This is a genomic window from Subtercola boreus, from assembly GCF_006716115.1.
Lineage (GTDB): Bacteria > Actinomycetota > Actinomycetes > Actinomycetales > Microbacteriaceae > Subtercola > Subtercola boreus.
In genome coordinates this window covers 3,633,374-3,652,750 of record NZ_VFOO01000001.1, presented here as the reverse complement: position 1 = coordinate 3,652,750, position 19,377 = coordinate 3,633,374, and the positions used below count along the sequence as shown (strand labels likewise).

18 protein-coding genes and 1 pseudogene are annotated in these 19,377 nt (G+C 68.5%); 6 read left to right on the top strand and 13 right to left on the bottom strand.

The genetic code is table 11. The features are described from left to right. Positions 1-26: 26 nt before the first annotated feature. Positions 27-851 (bottom strand): DUF4397 domain-containing protein, encoded by an 825-nt coding sequence (locus FB464_RS17090; protein WP_211327489.1) that lies wholly within the window; start codon positions 849-851, stop codon positions 27-29. Between the two features lie 242 nt (positions 852-1,093). On the opposite strand from FB464_RS17090, the gene purF reads away from it, so the two are divergent. Then, a complete protein-coding gene (purF, locus tag FB464_RS17085) occupies positions 1,094-2,551 on the top strand; it encodes an amidophosphoribosyltransferase (protein ID WP_116415960.1) in 1,458 nt (485 codons plus the stop codon). A 10-nt stretch (positions 2,552-2,561) separates the two neighbouring features. Next, positions 2,562-3,125 carry a YdcF family protein gene (locus FB464_RS17080; RefSeq protein ID WP_142206745.1) on the top strand — a complete coding sequence of 188 codons (564 nt, stop codon included), beginning with the start codon at positions 2,562-2,564 and terminating at the stop codon, positions 3,123-3,125. A 15-nt stretch (positions 3,126-3,140) separates the two neighbouring features. Here the strand turns inward: FB464_RS17080 and FB464_RS17075 are convergent, their stop codons facing one another. Together FB464_RS17075 and FB464_RS17070 are read right to left on the bottom strand one after the other, a co-directional pair. Beyond that, positions 3,141-4,190, bottom strand: a complete 1,050-nt coding sequence (locus FB464_RS17075; RefSeq protein WP_116415962.1) for an LLM class flavin-dependent oxidoreductase — start codon at positions 4,188-4,190, stop codon at positions 3,141-3,143. Positions 4,191-4,230: 40 nt separating this feature from the next. Beyond that, complete coding sequence (locus FB464_RS17070) at positions 4,231-5,478, bottom strand: multidrug effflux MFS transporter (protein ID WP_116415963.1); 1,248 nt, start codon at positions 5,476-5,478, stop codon at positions 4,231-4,233. 77 nt (positions 5,479-5,555) lie between these two features. On the opposite strand from FB464_RS17070, the gene FB464_RS17065 reads away from it, so the two are divergent. Beyond that, positions 5,556-6,446, top strand: a complete 891-nt coding sequence (locus FB464_RS17065; protein ID WP_246093118.1) for a VOC family protein — start codon at positions 5,556-5,558, stop codon at positions 6,444-6,446. Between the two features lie 11 nt (positions 6,447-6,457). Here FB464_RS17065 and FB464_RS17060 read toward each other — a convergent pair whose 3' ends face one another. The 9 genes from FB464_RS17060 to FB464_RS17020 form a co-directional block, all read right to left on the bottom strand. Further along, positions 6,458-7,270 (bottom strand): alpha/beta hydrolase family protein, encoded by an 813-nt coding sequence (locus FB464_RS17060; RefSeq protein ID WP_116415964.1) that lies wholly within the window; start codon positions 7,268-7,270, stop codon positions 6,458-6,460. Positions 7,271-7,458: 188 nt separating this feature from the next. After that, positions 7,459-8,733, bottom strand: coding sequence for a mechanosensitive ion channel family protein (locus FB464_RS17055; protein WP_246093117.1), 1,275 nt, complete (start codon positions 8,731-8,733; stop codon positions 7,459-7,461). A gap of 61 nt (positions 8,734-8,794) precedes the next feature. Further along, positions 8,795-9,985, bottom strand: a complete 1,191-nt coding sequence (locus FB464_RS17050) for an MFS transporter (RefSeq protein ID WP_116415965.1) — start codon at positions 9,983-9,985, stop codon at positions 8,795-8,797. 135 nt (positions 9,986-10,120) lie between these two features. Then, positions 10,121-11,665 (bottom strand): catalase, encoded by a 1,545-nt coding sequence (locus FB464_RS17045; protein ID WP_116415966.1) that lies wholly within the window; start codon positions 11,663-11,665, stop codon positions 10,121-10,123. Between the two features lie 52 nt (positions 11,666-11,717). Beyond that, positions 11,718-12,143, bottom strand: a complete 426-nt coding sequence (locus FB464_RS17040) for a Fur family transcriptional regulator (RefSeq protein ID WP_116415967.1) — start codon at positions 12,141-12,143, stop codon at positions 11,718-11,720. Between the two features lie 123 nt (positions 12,144-12,266). Continuing rightward, positions 12,267-12,806, bottom strand: a complete 540-nt coding sequence (locus tag FB464_RS17035; RefSeq protein ID WP_116415968.1) for a YbhB/YbcL family Raf kinase inhibitor-like protein — start codon at positions 12,804-12,806, stop codon at positions 12,267-12,269. A 45-nt stretch (positions 12,807-12,851) separates the two neighbouring features. Then, the gene (locus FB464_RS17030) at positions 12,852-14,417 is read right to left on the bottom strand and encodes a GMC family oxidoreductase (protein ID WP_116415969.1); all 1,566 of its coding nucleotides are present in this window, start codon (positions 14,415-14,417) and stop codon (positions 12,852-12,854) included. Then, complete coding sequence (locus tag FB464_RS17025; RefSeq protein WP_116415970.1) at positions 14,414-15,043, bottom strand: hypothetical protein; 630 nt, start codon at positions 15,041-15,043, stop codon at positions 14,414-14,416. Before FB464_RS17025 ends, FB464_RS17030 begins: the two co-directional genes overlap by 4 nt. Positions 15,044-15,103: 60 nt before the next feature. Then, a complete protein-coding gene (locus FB464_RS17020; protein ID WP_246093116.1) occupies positions 15,104-16,174 on the bottom strand; it encodes an NAD(P)-dependent alcohol dehydrogenase in 1,071 nt (356 codons plus the stop codon). 146 nt (positions 16,175-16,320) lie between these two features. Here FB464_RS17020 and purS point away from each other — a divergent pair. The 3 genes and pseudogenes from purS to FB464_RS17005 all read left to right on the top strand — a co-directional run. Then, positions 16,321-16,560, top strand: a pseudogene (purS, locus tag FB464_RS20330) (phosphoribosylformylglycinamidine synthase subunit PurS); the annotation flags it as partial. A gap of 149 nt (positions 16,561-16,709) precedes the next feature. Then, a complete protein-coding gene (purQ, locus tag FB464_RS17010) occupies positions 16,710-17,429 on the top strand; it encodes a phosphoribosylformylglycinamidine synthase subunit PurQ (protein ID WP_116416744.1) in 720 nt (239 codons plus the stop codon). A 140-nt stretch (positions 17,430-17,569) separates the two neighbouring features. Then, positions 17,570-18,514: a DUF559 domain-containing protein gene (locus FB464_RS17005; RefSeq protein ID WP_116415972.1), complete on the top strand. Its 945-nt coding sequence runs from the start codon at positions 17,570-17,572 to the stop codon at positions 18,512-18,514. 117 nt (positions 18,515-18,631) lie between these two features. On the opposite strand, the gene FB464_RS17000 is transcribed toward FB464_RS17005, so the two are convergent. Then, positions 18,632-19,234 carry a hypothetical protein gene (locus tag FB464_RS17000; RefSeq protein ID WP_246093115.1) on the bottom strand — a complete coding sequence of 201 codons (603 nt, stop codon included), beginning with the start codon at positions 19,232-19,234 and terminating at the stop codon, positions 18,632-18,634. Between the last annotated feature and the right edge of the window lie 143 nt (positions 19,235-19,377).

Here is a 19,377-nt window from a genome sequence, read left to right as displayed (position 1 = left end):
TCGGGCTACTTCGTTCGGTTGGTGTACTACGCGTTTGCGCGGCTGCGACGACGCATCAGCACGACGAACCCGGCGGCGAGCAGCAGAGCCACAGCAGTTCCACCGGCGATGAGCGAGCCGGTGTCGTCGTTGTCAGCGGCGAGGCCGGCCGTACCGCTCGGGATGCCCGACGGGTTGCCGTGGAGTCCGTCGATGGTCTGCACGGCAAGCTTGAGGTTGTTCGCCGAGAGGCTGCCCCAGGCGTAGACGATCGTGTTCGTGCCCTCGGCGACGGTGACGTCGGTCGGGCCGATCACGGGCGTGGTGGTTCCGGCCGCGGCGACCGCGGCGGAGATGGTGCCGGCCGGAAGGTTCAGCACCTTCTCACCGGGGTTCGTCAGTCCACTGATGACTGCAGTGCCGCCGGCGAGCACGTCGACGGCGGGAGCCGCCGCGGTGTGCCGCACGGTCAGGCGACCCTCACCCGCCGCGGTGGTCTGCATGTCGTTGCTGTAGAGGGTCGCCGTCGGCGTGCCGTCTTCCTTCAGGTGAGCGACGGCGGTGTAGTTGCCTCCGTCGGCGAGCGGCAGATCGATCGGCCCGATCACCGGCTTCGAGGCGTCTGCAGCGTCGGCGGCCGTGATGGCCACCGAGTAGGTTCCGGCCGCGAGGTCGAGCGGGCCGGCCAGGTCGCCGGGCATGAAGTTGTCGAGCGTCAGGGCGCCGTTGACGTAGACGTCGACGGGTGTGTCGGGTACGGCGTGCAACACCGAGAGCTTCGCTCCGGTGGCCGCGCTGGCACTCATTGGCACGGCCAGTCCGATGACGGCGACGGAACCCGCCACCAACCCGGCAAGCACTCTGGTTTTCACTACTTTTCTCACGGTCGTCCTCCTTGACAGCGCCCGCAGAACGGGCCGGGCGGAATTCGCCTTCACTCAAGTACTTCTGTCGGGAGGGCGCATCCGGATGCACGGATGTTCAGATCGGGGGAAAAAGTTCCTGCACGCATCCGGGGCGACCCCGGGCATCCTCCGATCAGGGAAACCACCCCCCGCCCCGGCGATAGACTGGACCACGGCCTATTTCTCTACCGTCTGGAGCCCGCCAAAGCATGTGCGGCATCGTTGGCATCGTTTCGTCTGAGCCCGTCAATCAACTCGTCTACGACTCGCTCCTGCTGCTGCAGCACCGCGGCCAGGACTCGACCGGGATCGCCACGGCCGAACGCGACACCTTCCACGTCATCAAGGCGAAAGGCCAGGTGCGGGAGGCCTTCCGCACCCGCGACATGCGGTCGCTGCTCGGCACGATGGGCCTCGGCCACGTGCGCTACGCCACCCGCGGCAACGCCGGCAGCGAGCAGGAGGCGCAGCCGTTCTACGTGAACGCTCCGTATGGGATCATCCTCGTGCACAACGGCAACCTGACGAACACCCGGGAGCTGACGCAGGAGCTCTTCCACATCGACCGTCGCCACCTCAACACCGACAGCGACACCGAACTGCTGCTGAACATCCTCGCCCATGAGCTGCAGGAGCAGGTCTCCGGCCTCGACCTCGACCCGGAGCAGGTCTTCAACGCGGTGTCGCGCGTGCACGAGCGCGTCGAAGGGTCGTACGCCACGATCGCGATGATCGCGGGACACGGGCTGCTCGCCTTCCGGGACCCGTTCGGCATCCGCCCGCTGACGCTCGGCAAGCGCGTGCTCGAATCGGGCCGCGACGAGTGGGTCGTGGCATCCGAGTCCCTCGTGATGGAGAGCCTCGGCTACGAGGTCGTTCGCGACGTCGCCCCGGGTGAGGCCGTGTTCATCACGATGGGCGGCGAGCTGATCTCGAAGCAGTGCGCTCCGGATGCCCGCCTGGTGCCCTGCTCGTTCGAGTTCGTGTATCTGGCCCGCCCCGACTCGGTGCTCTCCGGCATCTCGGTGTACGAGGCGCGCCTGCGTCTTGGAAACCGCCTCGCGGACACGGTCGCGCAGTGGGCTCCGTCGGGCGACATCGACGTGGTCATGCCGATCCCCGACTCCTCCCGGCCCGCCGCCATGCAGGTCGCGCAGAAGCTCGGCATCGAGTACCGCGAGGGGTTCTACAAGAACCGCTACGTCGGCCGAACGTTCATCATGCCCGGCCAGGCCGTGCGCAAGAAGTCGGTCAGGCAGAAGCTGAACGCGATGTCGACCGAGTTCAAGGGCAAGAACGTGCTGATCGTCGACGACTCGATCGTGCGCGGAACGACCTCGAAGGAGATCGTCGACATGGCCCGCCAGGCCGGTGCGAACAAGGTCACCTTCGCCTCCGCCGCGCCACCCGTGCGCTTCCCCCACGTCTACGGCATCAACATGCCCTCGAGGGACGAGCTCGTGGCTCACAATCGCAAGATCCCCGAGATCGCCGCCTACATGGGGGCCGACCACCTGATCTACCAGGAGGTCGCCGACATGCAGGCCGCCATCATCGAAGGGTCTTCGGTCGAGTCGCTCGAGATGAGCTGCTTCACCGGCGACTACGTGACCGGCACCGTCAGCCCCGAGTACCTCTCGTGGGTGGAGCGCACGCAGAACTCCTAGGAGTGGCAGGATGGCCAGGCTCCGGCGAGCACACGTGGTGGCGATCATCCTCGCCGTCGTGCTGAACCTGGGCGTCGTGCTGGCCGGGCTTCGGTTGTACGCCTACCCCGACACAGACGCCCCGGCGCCGACCGACGCGGTCTTCGTGATCGGTCCGCCGACTCCGACCCGCATCGCGATCGCCCAGCAGATGGTGGATGCCGGACTCACCTCGAACGTCATCATCTCGGTGCCGGGCCCGGGCTCCGACTCCCCCGAATTCGAGGCGACTGCGCTGGCGATCTGCTCGCAGCCCCAGACGTTCACGGTGTACTGCGTCACACCGTCGCCCTTCACAACGCAGGGCGAGGCCCGCTCGCTGCAGTCTCTCGCGGCTTCGCACGGCTGGACATCGGCGACCGTGATCACGTTCACCCCGCACATCCTGCGCGCCCGCATCATCATGTCGCGCTGCTTCACGGGCGACCTCCGCATGGTGGCCGATCGGGCGCCTCTGGGTGCTGCTCGCTGGATCTACGAGGCCGTATACCAGACGTCGGCGTTCGTGAAGGTGCTGGCCGAGCCCGCCTGCTGACGGCCCGGGCCGGGATCAGACGGCAGCTGGGACCGCGTTCGCCGGGGTCCAGCCGAAGGCGGGGGCGACGTAGCGGGCGATCGATTCGAGCAGGTGCGCGTTGTACTCGACGCCGAGCTGGTTCGGCACGGTGAGCAGCACGGTGTCTGCGGCCTGCACCGCCGCGTCGGCCGCGAGTTGCGCCGCGATCACGTCGGGCTCGCCGGTGTAGCTCTTGCCGAAGCGCGCGATCCCGCCGTCGAGGTAGCCGACCTGGTCTTCGGCGTCGTCGCGGGCGCCCACACCGAAGTAGCGGCGGTCGAGGTCGGTCGTGATGGGGATGACGCTGCGGGAGACAGAGACGCGGGGCTCGCGGAGGTGCCCGGCCGCCTTCCACGCGTCACGGTAGAGCTGGATCTGCTCGGCCTGCAGTTCGTCGAACGGCACGCCAGTGTCCTCGGTGAGCAGGGTAGACGACTGCAGGTTCATGCCCTGCTCGGCCGCCCAGACGGCGGTCGCGCGGGTGCCGGAACCCCACCAGATGCGGTCGCCGAGCGACGGGGACTGTGGCTCGATGGCCAGCGGCGTGGTCGAGCGGGACATCTGCGGGTTGGGGTGCACAACTCCTGCGCCCGCGATGGCGGCGCGGAAGATGGCTGTGTGCGTGCGGGCGAGGTCGGCATCCGTCTCGCCCTCGGCGGGCACGTAGCCGAACGCCTCGGAGCCGCGAAGGGCCGTCTCGGGCGAGCCGCGGCTCATGCCGAGTTGCAGTCTCTCGCTGGCGATGAGGTCGGCCGCGGCCGCGTTCTCGGCCATCGCGAGCGGGTTCTCGTACCGCATGTCGATCACGGCCGTGCCGAGTTCGATCGTCTTCGTTCGTGCGCCCATCGCCGCGAGCAGCGGGAACGGCGAGGCGAGCTGGCGGGCGAAGTGGTGCACGCGTACGTACGCGCCGTCGATGCCCAGCTCCTCAGCGGCCTCTGCGAGTTCGATCGACTGCAGCAGAGCATCCTTCGCCGTTCGCGCACGCGACCCGACCACAGGCTGGTAGTGGCCGAACGACAGGAACCCGATCTTCTTCTTCATGCCCCGTACAGCGCCGGGCGACCCCGTGATATTCCCATTTCTATGCTTTCGCATGCAGATCTGCGGCGGCTCCGGATGCGCGGCGCAGCGCCCGCGCACCGGGCAGGCAGAGCGCCAGCAGCACCACACCCACGACCGCCACCCCCACGTAGACGAAGCCGAGCGGCGCCTGCGAGTTGTCCGGAAGTGCCGAGGCGGCCGACATGGTGACCGCCACGAACAGGTAGCAGATCGCGCTCGTCAGCCCGCCGACCAGGCCGAGGTTGCGATCGAACTTGCCGAGCGTGAGACCGTAGGCGAGCGGGCAGAGGGCTCCGCAGCCGGCGAGGGCGAGCATCCCACCCACTGTGATCCAGACGAAGTGCGGCCCCACGAGCACTCCGCTGAGGCTCAGGATGATCGCCCCCGCCGAGAACGAGACGAGAGCCGCGAACCCCAGCACCCTCGGCGACACCCGGGTGGCGAAGTGCGCCGTCGAGAGTTCGCCCGCGAGGTTCGCAGCACCGATCAGCAGCGCGACAAGGCCGTACATCCCCGGGGTCAGCCCCAGCTGCGTTTCGTAGAGCAACGGCGCGACCACCCCGAAGAGCAGCTGCGCCACAGCGAAGACGGCGAAGACGAGCGTCAGTCCGATGAAGATGCGACGGCGGAGGGTCGAAGCGAGCACTCCCCCGATCTCCCGCAGGTCGATGGGCGTGCGCTTCTCCACGGCGAGCGTCTCGGGCAGCAGGAAGACGATCGCGGCGGCCGCGGCGATCGCCGAGACGGCGATGAGCACGAAGATGCCGCGCCACGAGATGTACTGCACCAGCAGTCCGCCGATCGCGGGGGCGATCACGGGCGCGAGCCCCCACGAGGCGCCGAGCAGGCCCGAGATCGAGGTCAGCCGGGTTCCGCGGAAGCGGTCGGCCGCGATCGCGTAGACGATGACCATGGTCGCGCAGCCGCCGAGGCCCTGCACGAACCGCAGGGCGAGCAGCGTGTAGACGTCGGTGGTCAGCGCGCAGCCGATGCTCGCAACGAACAGCAGGGCCAGGCAGACGAGCAGCGTGGGTTTCCGGCCCCTCGCGTCGGCGATGATGCCGATCGGCAGGAGTCCGATGCTCATGCCGAGCACGTACGCCGAGACGGTGTTCTGCACGAGCGTCGAGCTGGCGCCGAGCTCCGTGATCATGTCGGGGATGGCCGGAGTGTAGGCGTCGATCGGGATCTGGCTGATCGGGATGATCGCCAGCAGAATGGCGATGAGGAGGCGATCCGAGGTCGCCTTGGGCGGTGCGGCATCCATTGTTTCCCCCTTTTCAGCTGGCGCCAGCTTAGGGGAATGTCTGGCGATGCTCTTTAGTTGTAGCTACAATGAATGACATGACTCTCTCGAACAGCGTTGCGGCTTCGGACGCCGACATCCTGGCCGCCGCGACCGGCATGGGCCCCGTGACCCTGCGGGTCGGCGACCTCGACGCCATGATCCGCTACTACCGCGACGGCGTGACGCTCGACGTGCTGAGCGCCGACGGCGACGTCGCGGTACTCGGGCGCGGAACGACGCCCGTGCTGATCCTCCAGCACGCGCCCGAACTGAGGTCGCCGGAGCCCCGGGCTGCGGGGCTGTACCACACGGCCATCCTGTTCGAGAGCCGGGAGGCCCTCGCCGCGGCCATCTACTCGGTGGCGACGTTCGCGCCCGGGAGCTTCACCGGCAGCGCCGACCACAAGGTCAGCATCGCCTTCTACTTCACCGACCCGGAGGGCAACGGCGTCGAACTCTACTGGGACCGCGCCCGCACCGAGTGGAGCTGGGTGCACGGGAGCATCGAGATGGCAACGCTCTACGTCGACCCGAACGCGTTCCTCGAGCAGTACCTCACGCCGGAGACGGTCGAGAACCCGCGACTCGGTGGGGCCTCCGTGGGGCACGTGCACCTCTCGGTGGGCGATGTCGCCTCGGCGAAGGAGTTCTACGTCAGGCGACTGGGCTTCGAGTCGACCTTCGAGGTTCCGGGCAGCGCGCTGTTCGTCTCGGCGGGCAAGTACCACCACCACATGGCGATGAACACCTGGGAGAGCGCAGGCGCAGGACCCCGCCGGCTGGCCCTCGGGCTGGCGCAGGTCGACATCGTGGTACCGACGCACGACGACCTCGGGGCACTCGAGGAGCGGCTCGGGCACTACCGCACGCCATTCCGGAACGACGGGCTCTCCCTCGCGGTCGACGACCCCTGGGGCAGCCTCGTGAAGGTGTCGGCCGCCTCCTAGTTTCGCCTGGCCTACGGCAGCAGTTCGGTGATGCGGACCAGGGTTGCGTGCCAGATCGGGGCGGACGGGTCGATGACGGCGAAGTGGTCCCCGGGCAGTTCGAGGAGCTCCGGATGCCCGACCCGCCCATTCGCGGCGAGATCGCGGTTCGGCAGGGCGAAGTCGTCGACGTCGTCGGTGCCCTGCACGAGCAGCCATTCGGTGTGGCGGCGCTCGAACAGGCTCGGCGAGGCGTCGGCGTACCGCTCCGGCTGATCGGCTGGGGAACCGCCGAGAGCCATCCCGATGGCACCGTCGCTCGAGTTGCGGGCGTAGGCGCCGGGCAGGTCGACGACTCCGGCGAGCGACACGGCCAGCGCGATGGGTGGGATGGGCGTGGATGCTGCGGCGGCAGCCGCGGCGTCTGCTGCTGTGTGCTCCGCGAGCTGTAGGGCGAGCTGCCCCCCGGCCGAGTGGCCGATCGCGATGAGCGGCACGTCGGGGGCGAACGACGGAATGCGGGCGAGAGCTGCGAGGGCAGCACGCACGTCGGCCACCGTGGAATCCCAGTCGTGGGCATCCGGTCGCCGGTACTCGACGTTCCACACCGCCCAGCCGCGAGCCGCGAGGTCGGCGGCCATCGGATCCATCAGGTCGAGGTTGCGCCGGGAACGGTAGTACCCCCCGTGCAGCAGCATGGCGGTGCCGACCGGCCGCGCACCCGAAGCGGCCGGAGCGTCTCCGCGCGAAGCGGTGGCGGAGCCACTCGCACCACTGCCGCCGGGCATCCACCACTCGCCGAACTGGTCGGGGTCGTCACCGTATGTGATCCGTTGGCCGCTCATTCGCTTCCCTTCGCCGCTCGCAGCCTATCCGCAGCGTCCCGGGCGGGAAGCGCGCACGTTTGTCGCTTCCGCTGTTGCGCGCGCAGGCGCGGAAGCGACAAACCGCGGCGGCTGCCGATCGGGGGCGGTGGGGCGCGGCGCGAGGGCGGGGGCGCGGGGCGCGGTCTGCGACGGACGGGCGGCGCGGGTCAGCGCGGCGGGGCCGCCGCGTCGCCGGGCGGGGAGACGGGGGGCGGCGGGGCGGCAGCTTCCTCGCGGGCAGCGCGAGCCGCGGCGCGCGCCTCGCGCGGCACCTCGAGCGGGCCCGTGAACTGCGAACCGCGGAGCGCCGCCGACGCGTCCCCGCTGAACAGCGCATCGGGCTGCGTGTCGGTCGACACGGCGCGGGTGCGCGGCACGTCCGACTCGAGCGGCGTCTCCGAGTGCTCGACGCGGGTGCGCGGCACCGACAGCGGCGAGACCTGCTGGATCCACCGCACGAGCTGTTCGCGCACGTAGCAGCGGAGGTCGAAGAGGGTGGGCGCATCCACCGCCGTCACCAGGATGCGGATGTGCACGAACCCGCCCACGGCATCCGTCACCTGCAGGATCGCGACGCGGCCGTCCCACAGGTCGGTCAGCTCGATGACGCGGTGCAGTTCGTCGCGCATGCCGTCGGGGTCGACTCGCCAGTCGAGGTCGAAGTCGACGGATCCCATCAGCTCGGAGTTCTTGCGCGTCCAGTTCTGGAAGGGCGTGGTCGTGAAGTACGTCGACGGCAGCACCATGCGCCGGTCGTCCCAGAGGTGCACGACGACATAGGTGAGCGTGATCTCCTCGATGCGCCCCCACTCGGTCTCGACGATCACCACGTCGTCGACCCGGATCGCGTCGCTGAAGGCGAGCTGCATGCCCGCGAACACGTTGGCGAGCGTCGACTGCGCGGCGAGACCGGCGACGATCGAGATGAGGCCGGCCGACGCCAGCAGCGAGGCACCCGCCGCCGAGACGCCCGGGAACGTCAGCAGGATCGCCCCGAGCCCGACGAGCACCGCCGCCACGACCGTCACGCGCCGGATGATCAGCACCTGTGTGCGGAGGCGGCGGGCATGCCGGTTGTCGGGCACGTCGGTGCGGTACCGAGCGAGCCCGAGGTCTTCGAGGAAGATCGCGAGCGCGCAGAACAGCCACGCGCCGGAGGCGATGGAGGCGATCAGGGCGGTGTGGCTGAGAAAGTCACGCCACGCCGGGTCGACGTTGGTCGCCTGCAACGCGATCCAGAGCGCGATAACCAGCAGGAAGATCCGGAACGGCACCCGCGCGCGCCGGATGAGGCGCACCGCCCACTCTTTGCGGCGACTGATGCGCCGGATGACGAACGCGCTGACAGCCGTCACGACGACAGCCGCGACCACCGCGACGAGAACGTAGATGAGGGCCTGCAGCCAGGGCATCGAGGACACGCTCGTGAAGAAATCAGTCATTCGCTCCAGCGTAGGCCGCCCGGCTGGATCTTCGATCTGAGCGCGGGCGGCCTACCGGTCGCTAGGCTCGCCGAGCAGCGCGCGCGGCCAGCACCCACACCAGCAGCGAGATCGCCACCAGCACGATCGCCTGCACGCCCACGAGCGTCATGCCGCCGAGGCCGAACGCGACGGGGCCGAGCAGGGCACCGAGCGAACCGCCGAGGAAGACCCCCACCATGAACATGGTGTTGGCCTGGGCGGGCGCCTGGAGGTTGGCTCGCATCACCCGGTTCTGGTTCGCCGACTGGCCCGTCTGGTTGGCGAGCGTCAGCACGAACATCGAGATGCCGAACAGGATGATCTGGTTCGCGTCGATCGCAACCGAGACCACACCCGCGAGCATGACCGCGAGGGAGACCCCGGCAACCTTCACCGCACCGAAGCGGTCGACGAACCGGCCAGCGAACGGGGTGGCCGCTCCGGCGGCCAGCCCGACAAGCCCGAAGAGCCCGGCCTGGGCGACGCTCCAGCCGAACTGAGGCCCGGTCAAGTGCAGCACCATGACGGTCCACAGCGAGTTGAAAGTCGCGAACGCGAAGAAGTTCATCCCCACCGAGTACAGCAGGGGTGCGCTCTGCGTGGTGAGCTTGATCGTGGACAGCAGCAGCGAACCGTAGGACTTGCCGAGGCCGCTGAGCGCGACATCCGTGCGGAGTGCGCGGCGGAGGAACGGGATCGCGAGCAGCACCAGCGCCGCGAAGACCACGACCACCAGGCGCCAGCCCAGGGCATCCACCAGCAGGCTCGCCACCACCCGCCCGCCGAAGATGCCGATGAGGAGCGACCCGACGAGCGCGGTCGTCGTCGCGCCCGATCGCCCCTCCGGAGCCAGCCTGTTGGCGGCCGGGATGGTCAGCTGGGCGATGTTCGCCACGATGCCGACGACCAGGAAGCCGATGATCACACCGACGATGTCGGGCAGGATGCTCGTGGCGAGGAGAGCCACAGCCAGCAGCACCAGCTGCACCGTGATCTGCCTGCGTGGCTGGATCCGGTCGCTCAGAGGCACGAGCAGGAAGATGCCGGCAGCGTAACCGACCTGCACCGCGGTCGCGACGAAGCTCGCCACGCTGGGGGCGACGCCCAGGTCCCTGGCGATGTTCGTGAGCATCGCCTGCGGCAGGTAGATCGTGCTCACGGCCACGGTGGCGACCGCGCACAGCACGACGAGCTGGATCGTCCACCGACGGTGAGCGGGTATGGAGGGCATTCGGTCAGTCTCTTCCGAAATTCAGGATGCCCGGCAGCACCCCGGACAGAACGAAAGGGCCGAACCTTCAGAGGCTCGACCCCGTCGTCTCATGTTATGACATTAGTCCCACCGTGGGAGCTGATGCGGAACGCGTCAGACCTTCAGCGCGACATCCGCTTCGGCTTCCCGGTTGATGCCGGCCGCGTTCGGCGGCGCGACGTCGGGGTCGATGCCGCCGGTGGCCGCCACCTCGTTCAGGGCCGCCTCGACGCGGTCGCCGAGCGTCTGGTCGACGTTCCGCCAGTACTGCAGGGCGCGCGCCTTGATCTCGGGGATCGTGACCTGGCCGACGTGGCCGGCGATGTTGCCCACCAGGCGGTCGCGTGCTGCGTCGTCGAGCACCTCACGCACGAGGGTTCCGGCCTGGCCGAAGTCGTCGTCTTCAGCGTGGAGGGTCGCCGCGGTGCGCTGCAGCTCACCGTCGCTCTGCCAGCCGGCGCTCTCGGCCGCGACATCCGGTGACCCGGCGGGGCCGCCCATCGAGTTCGGGGCGTAGACCGGCACCTGCGGGGCATTGAACGAGTAGCGCGCCGCGCCGTCCTTCGAATACGTGTTGACCTCGGTGGCGTGCGGGGCGTTGACCGGCAGCTGGGCGTGGTTCGTTCCGACACGGTAGCGGTGAGCATCCGCGTAGCTGAAGATGCGCGCGAGCAGCATCTTGTCGGGGCTGGCCGCGATGCCGGGAACGAAGTTCGAGGGCGCGAAGGTGGCCTGCTCGATCTCGGCGAAGTAGTTCGACGGGTTGCGGTTCAGCGTCAGCGTGCCGACGCGGTGCAGCGGGTAGTCGGAGTGCGGCCAGACCTTGGTGAGGTCGAACGGGTTGAAACGGTAGGTCTTTGCGTCGTCGTAGGGCATGATCTGCACCGAGAGGGTCCAGCTCGGGAACTCTTCGCGGTCGATCGCCTCGCCGAGGTCGCGGATGTGGAAGTCCGCGTCTTCTCCGGCGATCTGGTTCGCCTGCTCCTGGGACAGGATCTCGATGCCCTGGTTGGTCTTGAAGTGGTACTTCACCCAGAAGCGCTCACCCGCGGCGTTGATCCACTGGTAGGTGTGCGAACCGAAACCGTCCATGTGGCGCCAGGATGACGGCAGCCCACGGTCGCCCATGAGCCAGGTGACCTGGTGGGCCGACTCGGGGCTCAGCGACCAGAAGTCCCACTGCATGTCGTTGTTGCGGAGGTGCGAACCCGGCAGGCGCTTCTGCGAGTGGATGAAGTCGGGGAACTTGATGCCGTCGCGGATGAAGAACACGGGCGTGTTGTTGCCGACGAGGTCGTAGTTGCCCTCCGTGGTGTAGAACTTCAGCGCGAAGCCGCGGGGGTCCCGCCAGGTGTCGGGGCTGCCCTGCTCGCCGGCGACAGTGGAGAACCGGGCCAGCGCCTCGGTGGTGGTCCCGGGCTGGAACAGCGCTGCGCGGGTGAAGGCCGACACGTCGTCGGTGATCTCGAGCACGCCGAACGCGCCGCCGCCCTTGGCGTGGACGATGCGCTCCGGGACCTTCTCGCGGTTGAACTGCGCGAGCTTCTCCACGAGGTAGTGGTCGTGCAGGGGGATGACGCCGTCGGCGCCGACACTCTGGGAGTGCTCGTCGCTCGCAACGGGGGCGCCGGAGTTGGTGGTGGTGACGTTGTCCGTCATATGTGCTCCTTCAGTTTCGTGTGGACAGGGCGGTCTGGTGGGCAGCTGTCGCCTAGTGGGCAGCTGTTGCCTGGCACGCGGCGCAGAGGCCCCAGTAGGTGACCTCGGCGGAGGCGATGGCGAAACTGCCGGCGCCGGAGGGCTCGAGGCACGGCGTCCGCCCCACCGCGCAGTCGACATCCTGCACCGCGCCGCACTGGGTGCAGATCGCATGATGGTGGTTGTCGCCGATGCGTCGCTCGTACAGCGCGGGTGACCCGGCCGGTTCGATGCGGCGGATGAGCCCGGCCTCCGTGAGCGCGGCAAGAACGACGTAGACCGACTGCACGGTGATGGTCGGGTGCGTCTGCAGCACCCGCCTGTGCACGGCGTCGGTGTCGGCGTGCGGAAGATGGTCGAGCGCCTCGAGCACGGCGAGCCGCTGAGTGGTGACACGCAGGCCCGAAGCGCGGATGCTGTCTTCGGCCTGGCGGGTCATGTCACCTAGTCAAGCACTTATTGTGACTGATTCATAATAAGACATACTCAACGGAAGAAAATGCGGGACCCGCCGACTGATGACAGTCGACGAGCCCCGCAGCTCAGAACGGGCCGGAGGCCCCTACGCCTCCCACCAGGGCGTGATCACAGCGCGCGCCAGGGTGTGGCCCGACATGTTGAACCCGAGGAAGGCCGGCGTCGCACCCGCGTCGATGCCCAAGGTCTCCACGTCGAGCGCATGCACGCCGATGTAGTAGTTGTGCTTGCCGTGCCCGGCGGGCGGGGCCGCGCCGAGGAAGCGGGCGAGGCTCGCGTCGTTCTTCAGCTGGAACGCGCCCGAGGGCAGGCCCGATCCTTCATCGTCGCCGGCCCCAGTGGGCAGTGAGGTGGTGGATGCGGGGATGTCGACGACAGCCCAGTGCCAGAACCCGGCACCGGTGGGAGCCTGCGGGTCGTAGACGGTGATCGCGAAGCTCTTCGTGCCCTCCGGGAAGCCGCTCCAGCTCAGCTGGGGGCTGGTGTCACTGCCTCCGGCCCCGAAGATGCCGCTCACCTGGGGGGTGGGCAGCTGCTCACCGTCGGCGACGTCGGTGCTCGTCACGGTGAAGGTGGGTACGACGGCGATGTCGTCGTACGGAATGGTGGTGGTCGAACTGGTCATGACTGTCTCCAATGGTGTCGATCGATACAAACAGAAAAGTGGGGCTTAGATTCCGCCGGTCTTCAGCTGGTCGGCGATGTACTCGGCCTGACGGATGGCGAGCGCCACGATCGTCAGGGTCGGGTTCGCCGCAGCGCCGGTGGTGAACTGCGATCCGTCGCTGACGAACAGGTTGGGCACGTCGTGTGCGCGCCCCCACCTGTCCACGACGCCGTCCTGCGGCTTCTCGCTCATCCGCGAGGTGCCGAGGTTGTGGGTCGAGGGGTAGGGCGGCGTGCGGTGCGAGCCGATCGAGCCGACCGCGTCGTAGAGCAGCTCGGCCTGGGTGTAGCCGTGGTTCCGCATCGCGACGTCGTTCGGATGATCGTCGAAGTGCACGTTCGGCACGGGCAGCCCGTTCTTGTCGGTCACGGCCGTGTTGAGCGTGATGCGGTTGGACTCCTGCGGCATGTCCTCACCGATCACCCAGAGGCCCGCCGTGCGCGAGTACGCGTCGAGGATCTCGGTGAACTCACGACCCCACGCGCCGGGCTCGGCGAACGAGGCGAGGAACGCCGGCCCGAGCGAGATCGTCTCGAGGTAGTAGCCCCCGGCGAAACCGCGATCCGGATCGTGCTTCGACTCGTCGGCGATCACGCCGGCCATCGTCTCGCCGCGGTACATGCTCACCCGGTCAGGGAAACGCGCGTAGACCGACCCGGTGGTGTGGCGCATGTAGTTGCGCCCGACCTGTCCGGAGGAGTTCGCGAGCCCGTCGGGGAACATCGGCGAGGCCGACTGGAGCAGCAGGCGCGGCGTCTCGATCGAGTTGCCTGCGACCGCGACCAGCGCGGCGGCCTGGCGCTGGAGACCACCCGACGCGTCGAGGTAGAGCACGGCATCCGCTCGCCCCGACGCGTCGTGGGTGATCTGCACGACGTGCGAGTCGGGCCGGAGATCGAGCAGGCCGGTGGCCTCGGCGCGCGGGATCTCGCGCACGAGAGTCGACCACTTCGACTTGTTCTTGTCTCCCTGGAAGTTGAAGCCGTCCTGGATGGAGGCCGGCCGGCCGTCGTACTCCTCGGCGTTGGTCGCGTAGGGACCGGTCGAGTAGTGCTTGTAGCCGACCCGTTCGGCGCCGTTCGCGAACACCGTGTAGTTGTTGTTCGCGGGCAGGGCCTTACGTCCGTGCACGTGAGTGGAACCCATCGCGATCTCGGCCTTGTCGTAGTACGGCTCCAGCTCGGCGAGCGTGATCGGCCAGTCGAGCAGGTTCGCGCCTTCGATGCGCCCGTAGGTGCTGCGGGTCGCGAACTCGTGGGCCTTGAACCGCGGGGTCGCGCCCGACCAGTGCGTGGTCGTGCCGCCGACGGCTTTCACGATCCAGGCGGGCAGGTTCGGGAAGTCCCGGGCGATGCGCCACGAACCGGAGGTGGTGCGCGGGTCGAGCCAGGCCATCTGGTTGAAGGCCTCCCACTCGTCGTTGACGTAGTCCTCGTTCTTCAGGTATCCGCCGGCTTCGATGACGACGACCGGGATCCCCTTCTTCGTGAGCTCGTAGGCGAGCGTGCCGCCGCCGGCGCCCGATCCGACGATGACGACGGCCTTCTCATCGTGGTCGATGGCAGTCATTTCTTCACCTCCGCCATCTCGGCGTCACGGCGTCCGGGCTGGTTGCTCGTGTCGCGCGGCGTGCTTCCGGCGGGCGCCGTCGGCTGGTTCCGGATGATCGGAACCGCCCCCGTGGCCGTGCGATGTGCGGCGAGCGGCACATTGTCGGCGATCTCGACGAGCTTCTCCGGGCCGTCGTAGGTCTCGATCCGGGCCTCCGGCAGCCAGTCGAGGTCGTCGAACCCGCGATTGATGTAGCCACCCTTGTCGAATGATGGCCCCTCATACCCGAGGGCCTCCCAGACGTCGGCGTTGTCGTACAGGTTCAGTACGGTCGTGCGACGGATGAAGCCGAAGAACTCTGTCGACTCGATCCGCCGGAGCACCTTCGTGGCGTCCTCCTCGTTCAGGTCGCGGAAGTCCCCGCCCGCGAGATGGCTGAGGGTCAGCAGCCCCTGGGTGAGGGCGACCCGGAACCAGGTCGAGTTCTCGGCCTCCTTCAGGATCGTGTCCGCGGTGCGTTCGTAGGGGCCGTCGGGAAAACGGTCGTGCGGGAACGCGACGCGGATCACCCGGATGAGGACGCTCCGCGCCTCATCGGTCAGCTCTGTCGCATTCAATTGCGGGTATTTGGCGGGGAAGGCCATCATTGCTCCTTTGCGTGACGGATCGTTCTGTGAAGAGGTGTAACAGGTGGGGCTGGGATTTCAGGGGACGAGGATGCCGCGGCCGATCAGCCGCCCGGCCTCGAGGTCGGCGATCGCGTCGTTCACGGCATCGAGCGGGTAGACCGCGGTGTGCAGTTTCACCCGGCCCTGGGCCGTGAGCGTCATCAGCTCGACGAGGTCGTTGTACGTGCCGACGAGGTTGCCGATCACGTTGATCTCGCGCGAGATGATCTCGATCGTGGGGATGTTCACCGCGCCGCCGTAGCCGATGACATAGTGCGAACCCCGGTTGCGGAGCAGCTTCGGCGCAAGCAGTTCCGCGCCCTTCTCGCCGACGAAGTCGAACAGGATGTGCGCACCCCCGCCCGTGATGTCGAGAACGGCCTTCTCGACCTCGTCGTCGCTCGTCGCCAGCACGGTGTGGTGCGCCCCGAGCTCGCGGGCCAGCTCGAGTGCCTTCTCGCTCCGGTCGACGACAGTGATCGTCGAGGAGGTGATCGCGGCGAGCGCCTGGATCCCGATGTGCCCGAGCCCACCCGCGCCCACGACGACCGCCTGCGTTCCCGGGTACAGCACGTCGGCGGCCTTCCGCACAGCGTGGTACGCGGTCAGCCCTGCGTCGGCGAGAGCCGCGACATCCTGCGGCTGCAACCCGGCGTCGAGCTTCACGACAGCGCGGGCATTGGTCAGCAACTGCCCCGCCATGCCTCCGTTCACATTGATTCCCGGGAACGTCGCGTTCTCACAGTGCGAGTCCTGGCCGACCCGGCAGGCGGGGCAGAGGCCGCAGCTGGTGAGCGGGTGCATGATGACCGTGTCGCCGGGCTTTACGTTGTGCACCGCGCTGCCGACTTCGCGCACCCAGCCGGCATTCTCATGGCCGAGGATGTAGGGCAGCGACGGGTGCTGGATCGGGTCCCACTGGCCCTCGATGATGTGCAGGTCCGTGCGGCAGAGGCCGGCGGCGCCGACGTCGACGATCACGTCCCAGGGGCCGGTCACGGTGGGCTCGGCCACCTCTTCGACAACCGGGCTCAGTCCGTACTGGTGCAGGCGAACAGCCTTCACGGGTTCCTCCTCTTCGAGGTCGCGTGATCGTGGATCGATCACCTGTCCTTTATAGATCGATCGGGGAGCGAATCTCAGTGCCGTTATCGCATGGTGAGAAAAGGGAGGCCAGTCATCCCGGGAGACGGTTCGGGGACGGGCGGGTAGAATACGAGCATCCGCCCCGCCTTTGTTCTCTGGAGTCCCTGGTGCCCACAATCGTCGTAGAGGTCATGCCCAAAGCCGAGCTGCTCGACCCGCAGGGCAAGGCCGTCGCCGGCGCCCTCGCGCGGCAGGGCCGCTCCCAGATCACCGGCGTGCGCGTCGGCAAGCGTTTCGAGATCGAGGTCGAGGGCCCCGCGAACGACCAGATCCTGGCCGAGGTCGCGGCCCTCGCCGACGAGCTGCTCGCGAACCTCGTGATCGAAGATGTCATCAGCGTGCACTTCGCCGGTGCCGACGGATTCGGTCTCGACGCCACCGCCGACTTCGCGACGGGCAACGTCACGACCGACACCTCGTTCGACGAGGCGTCGACGCCCGAGGCGCAGGCCGAGATCCGCGAGGGACTGTCCTGATGAGCGCTGCTCCGGGCGGCGTGCGCGTCGGTATCGTCACCTTCCCCGGGTCTCTGGATGACCGTGACGCTGCCCGCGCGGTGCGGATGGTCGGCGCGACCGCCGTTCCGCTCTGGCACGGAACACATGACCTCGAGGGCGTCGACGCGATCATCCTCCCCGGTGGATTCAGCTACGGCGACTACCTGCGGGCGGGCGCAATCGCCTCGCTCTCGCCGATCATGGCGGAGGTCGTCTCGGCGGCTGCCTCGGGAATGCCTGTGCTCGGCATCTGTAACGGATTCCAGATGCTGGCCGAGGCGCACCTGCTGCCGGGCGGGCTGATCCGCAACGACCACGGCAACTTCATCTGCCGCGACCAGCGGTTGCGCGTCGAGAACACGTCGACGGCGTGGACGTCGGCGTTCGCTGCCGGTGCCGCTGCTGCGGGGGGCGCCGCCCCCGAGATCACCATCCCGCTGAAGAACGGTGAGGGCGGGTACATCGCCTCCGCCGACACCATCGCGCGACTCGAGGGCGAGGGGCGCGTGGTGTTCCGGTACCTCGACGTGAACCCGAACGGGTCGATGAACGACATCGCGGGCGTGACGAACGAGCGCGGAAACGTGGTCGGGCTGATGCCGCACCCCGAGCACGCCGTCGAGCCGGGCTTCGGACCCGACACCGCCGACGCGATGCGCTCCGGCACCGACGGCCTCCCCCTCTTCGCCTCCGTCCTGTCGGCCCTCCTCCCCGCCTGACCCCCACCCTTTTCCCATCGAGTGGGCGATTTGGGCCCTAAAATCCTGATTTTGGGGCCCAAACTGCCCACTCGATGGGGGAAAATGTGGGCTGTGGATAACTTCTGACGACCGTGGGCCGCTGTGGCCAGACTTGTCGGATGCCACGCCATGCCCCGCTCCCACCCGAGTACGTTCGTCACCCCTTCTCCACCCGCCTCGCCCGGGTGCGCGGGGTGGGAAAGCGACGGCTCGACAGCCCGGATCTCAGCGCGCCCTATCGGGGCGTCCGCTCGACGTCTGCGGCCATCCCGTCGGTGGAGGATCAGGCCGCCGCTTACGCACCCCGCCTTTCGGAAGGCCAGTTCTTCAGCCACATCACTGCGGCGCGCCTGTGGCATCTGCCGACACCGCGGAAGTTCTTGGCCACCGAACCGATCCACGTTTCGACCCCCGATCGCGTCAACCGGGTGCGCACGGCAGGGGTCACCGCGCACAGGCTCGCTCCCCCAACCCATCGGGTGCAGACGCTGGGGCGGGTCCGGGTGAGCGACGCAGTGAGCACGTGGGTGCAGCTGGCGAGCATCCTGAGTCTCGACGCGCTCGTGGCGGTGGGTGATGCGCTCGTGTTGGATCCGGTGTTCCCCGACCGGGACGCGCCGGCACCCCGGCCGTACGCGACGCCGGAGGAGTTGCGCCTCCGGGTGGAGGCGTTCCGGGGACCGGGAAAACGGAGACTCCTCGAGGCGCTCGAGTTGGTGCGGCTGGGGGTCGAATCTCCGAAGGAGACCGAGTTGCGGCTGCTGATCATCCGGAGCGGGATGCCGGAACCAGCCGTCAACGTGCTGATTCACGGCACGCGGTCGCCGTTCGTGCCGCGCGTCGACCTCGTCTATGCCGAATGGAAGGTTCTGGTCGAGTATGACGGCGAGCAGCACCGGGAGGATCCCGAGCAGTTCGAACGGGACCAGAGGCGTGCTGCCGACCTTCGCGCAGCTGGCTACACGCTGATCACGGTGCGGAAGGAGGGGCTCAGCCGCTCCGGGCGGCAGCGCACAGTCACCGAGATCCGTGACGCTCTCGTCGCGTCCGGCTGGCGCCCCTGAGCCCGTCGCCCGCCGCCCCCGCCGCCCCCGCCGTCTCCATCGAGTGGGCAGTTTGGGCCCTTCAAACGCCGGTTTGGGGCCCAAAGTGCCCACTCGATGGGACGGGAGGGAGGCGGGTCAGCCGGACTCGTGCACGCAGCCGGGGGGCTCGGAGTTGCCGCTGATCGTAAAGTCCTCGCAGGTGAGGAAGCGCGACTGGTTCTCGCCGAGCGTGAACGAGGCGACGGCGACGATGGCGACGGTCAGCAGCACAAGCAGCTTGCCCCTGAGGGGGAGCGTCTCACCGATGTCGGGCCAGGCGAGGCGGGCGAGAGCCCACACCATGAACGGCACTCCGAGCAGCACGACGAGCACCCCGACCAGCGCAACGATCGCGACCCACAGGTTCTCGGAATCGTTAGACACGGCCAGCGAGAGGATGATCCAGAGGCTGGGGAGGAGAAGGGTGAGCGAGGTCCAGCCGAGGCGGCGGCGGGCAGCGGGCACCAGCATCGCGAGCACGAATCCCGCCGTGGCCGCAGCCCAGACGGAGAGCAGGGTGTCGAAGAAGATCTCGCCCCACGCACCGAGGGTGAACGCGGGCCACCAGACGGCGAGGCTCATGCCGACGACGATGACACCGACCTGCTGGAAGGGCAGTGGCGCGCGAGCCGGGGCCGAGGCGCGGGCCGGGGCCGACCCGGCCGCCTCGCCGCGCTCCACCGTTTCGTCGTCGCTCACGCCGCCAAAGTACCACCGCCCGGGGCCACCGCCCGGGGCCGACGGCGCACCGGTAGAATTGGCCCGCCTGCCCACGCACCCCGAAGGAGCCCCTCCGCGTGTCTGACACCGCCGAAACGTCCGCTGCATCCACCGGCGAGACC

Bases quoted from the DNA above. Each gene is read 5' to 3' on its own strand.
- FB464_RS17075 (WP_116415962.1), bottom strand. From the start codon at position 4,190: ATGAAGAAGAAGATCGGGTTCCTGTCGTTCGGCCACTACCAGCCTGTG.
- FB464_RS17060 (WP_116415964.1), bottom strand. From the start codon at position 7,270: ATGAGCGGCCAACGGATCACATACGGTGACGACCCCGACCAGTTCGGC.
- FB464_RS17035 (WP_116415968.1), bottom strand. From the start codon at position 12,806: ATGACCAGTTCGACCACCACCATTCCGTACGACGACATCGCCGTCGTA.
- FB464_RS17045 (WP_116415966.1), bottom strand. From the start codon at position 11,665: ATGACGGACAACGTCACCACCACCAACTCCGGCGCCCCCGTTGCGAGC.
- FB464_RS17030 (WP_116415969.1), bottom strand. From the start codon at position 14,417: ATGACTGCCATCGACCACGATGAGAAGGCCGTCGTCATCGTCGGATCG.
- FB464_RS17055 (WP_246093117.1), bottom strand. From the start codon at position 8,733: ATGACTGATTTCTTCACGAGCGTGTCCTCGATGCCCTGGCTGCAGGCC.
- FB464_RS17070 (WP_116415963.1), bottom strand. From the start codon at position 5,478: ATGGATGCCGCACCGCCCAAGGCGACCTCGGATCGCCTCCTCATCGCC.
- FB464_RS17080 (WP_142206745.1), top strand. From the start codon at position 2,562: ATGGCCAGGCTCCGGCGAGCACACGTGGTGGCGATCATCCTCGCCGTC.
- FB464_RS17050 (WP_116415965.1), bottom strand. From the start codon at position 9,985: ATGCCCTCCATACCCGCTCACCGTCGGTGGACGATCCAGCTCGTCGTG.
- FB464_RS17065 (WP_246093118.1), top strand. From the start codon at position 5,556: ATGACTCTCTCGAACAGCGTTGCGGCTTCGGACGCCGACATCCTGGCC.
- FB464_RS17025 (WP_116415970.1), bottom strand. From the start codon at position 15,043: ATGGCCTTCCCCGCCAAATACCCGCAATTGAATGCGACAGAGCTGACC.
- FB464_RS17040 (WP_116415967.1), bottom strand. From the start codon at position 12,143: ATGACCCGCCAGGCCGAAGACAGCATCCGCGCTTCGGGCCTGCGTGTC.
- purF (WP_116415960.1), top strand. From the start codon at position 1,094: ATGTGCGGCATCGTTGGCATCGTTTCGTCTGAGCCCGTCAATCAACTC.
- FB464_RS17005 (WP_116415972.1), top strand. From the start codon at position 17,570: ATGCCACGCCATGCCCCGCTCCCACCCGAGTACGTTCGTCACCCCTTC.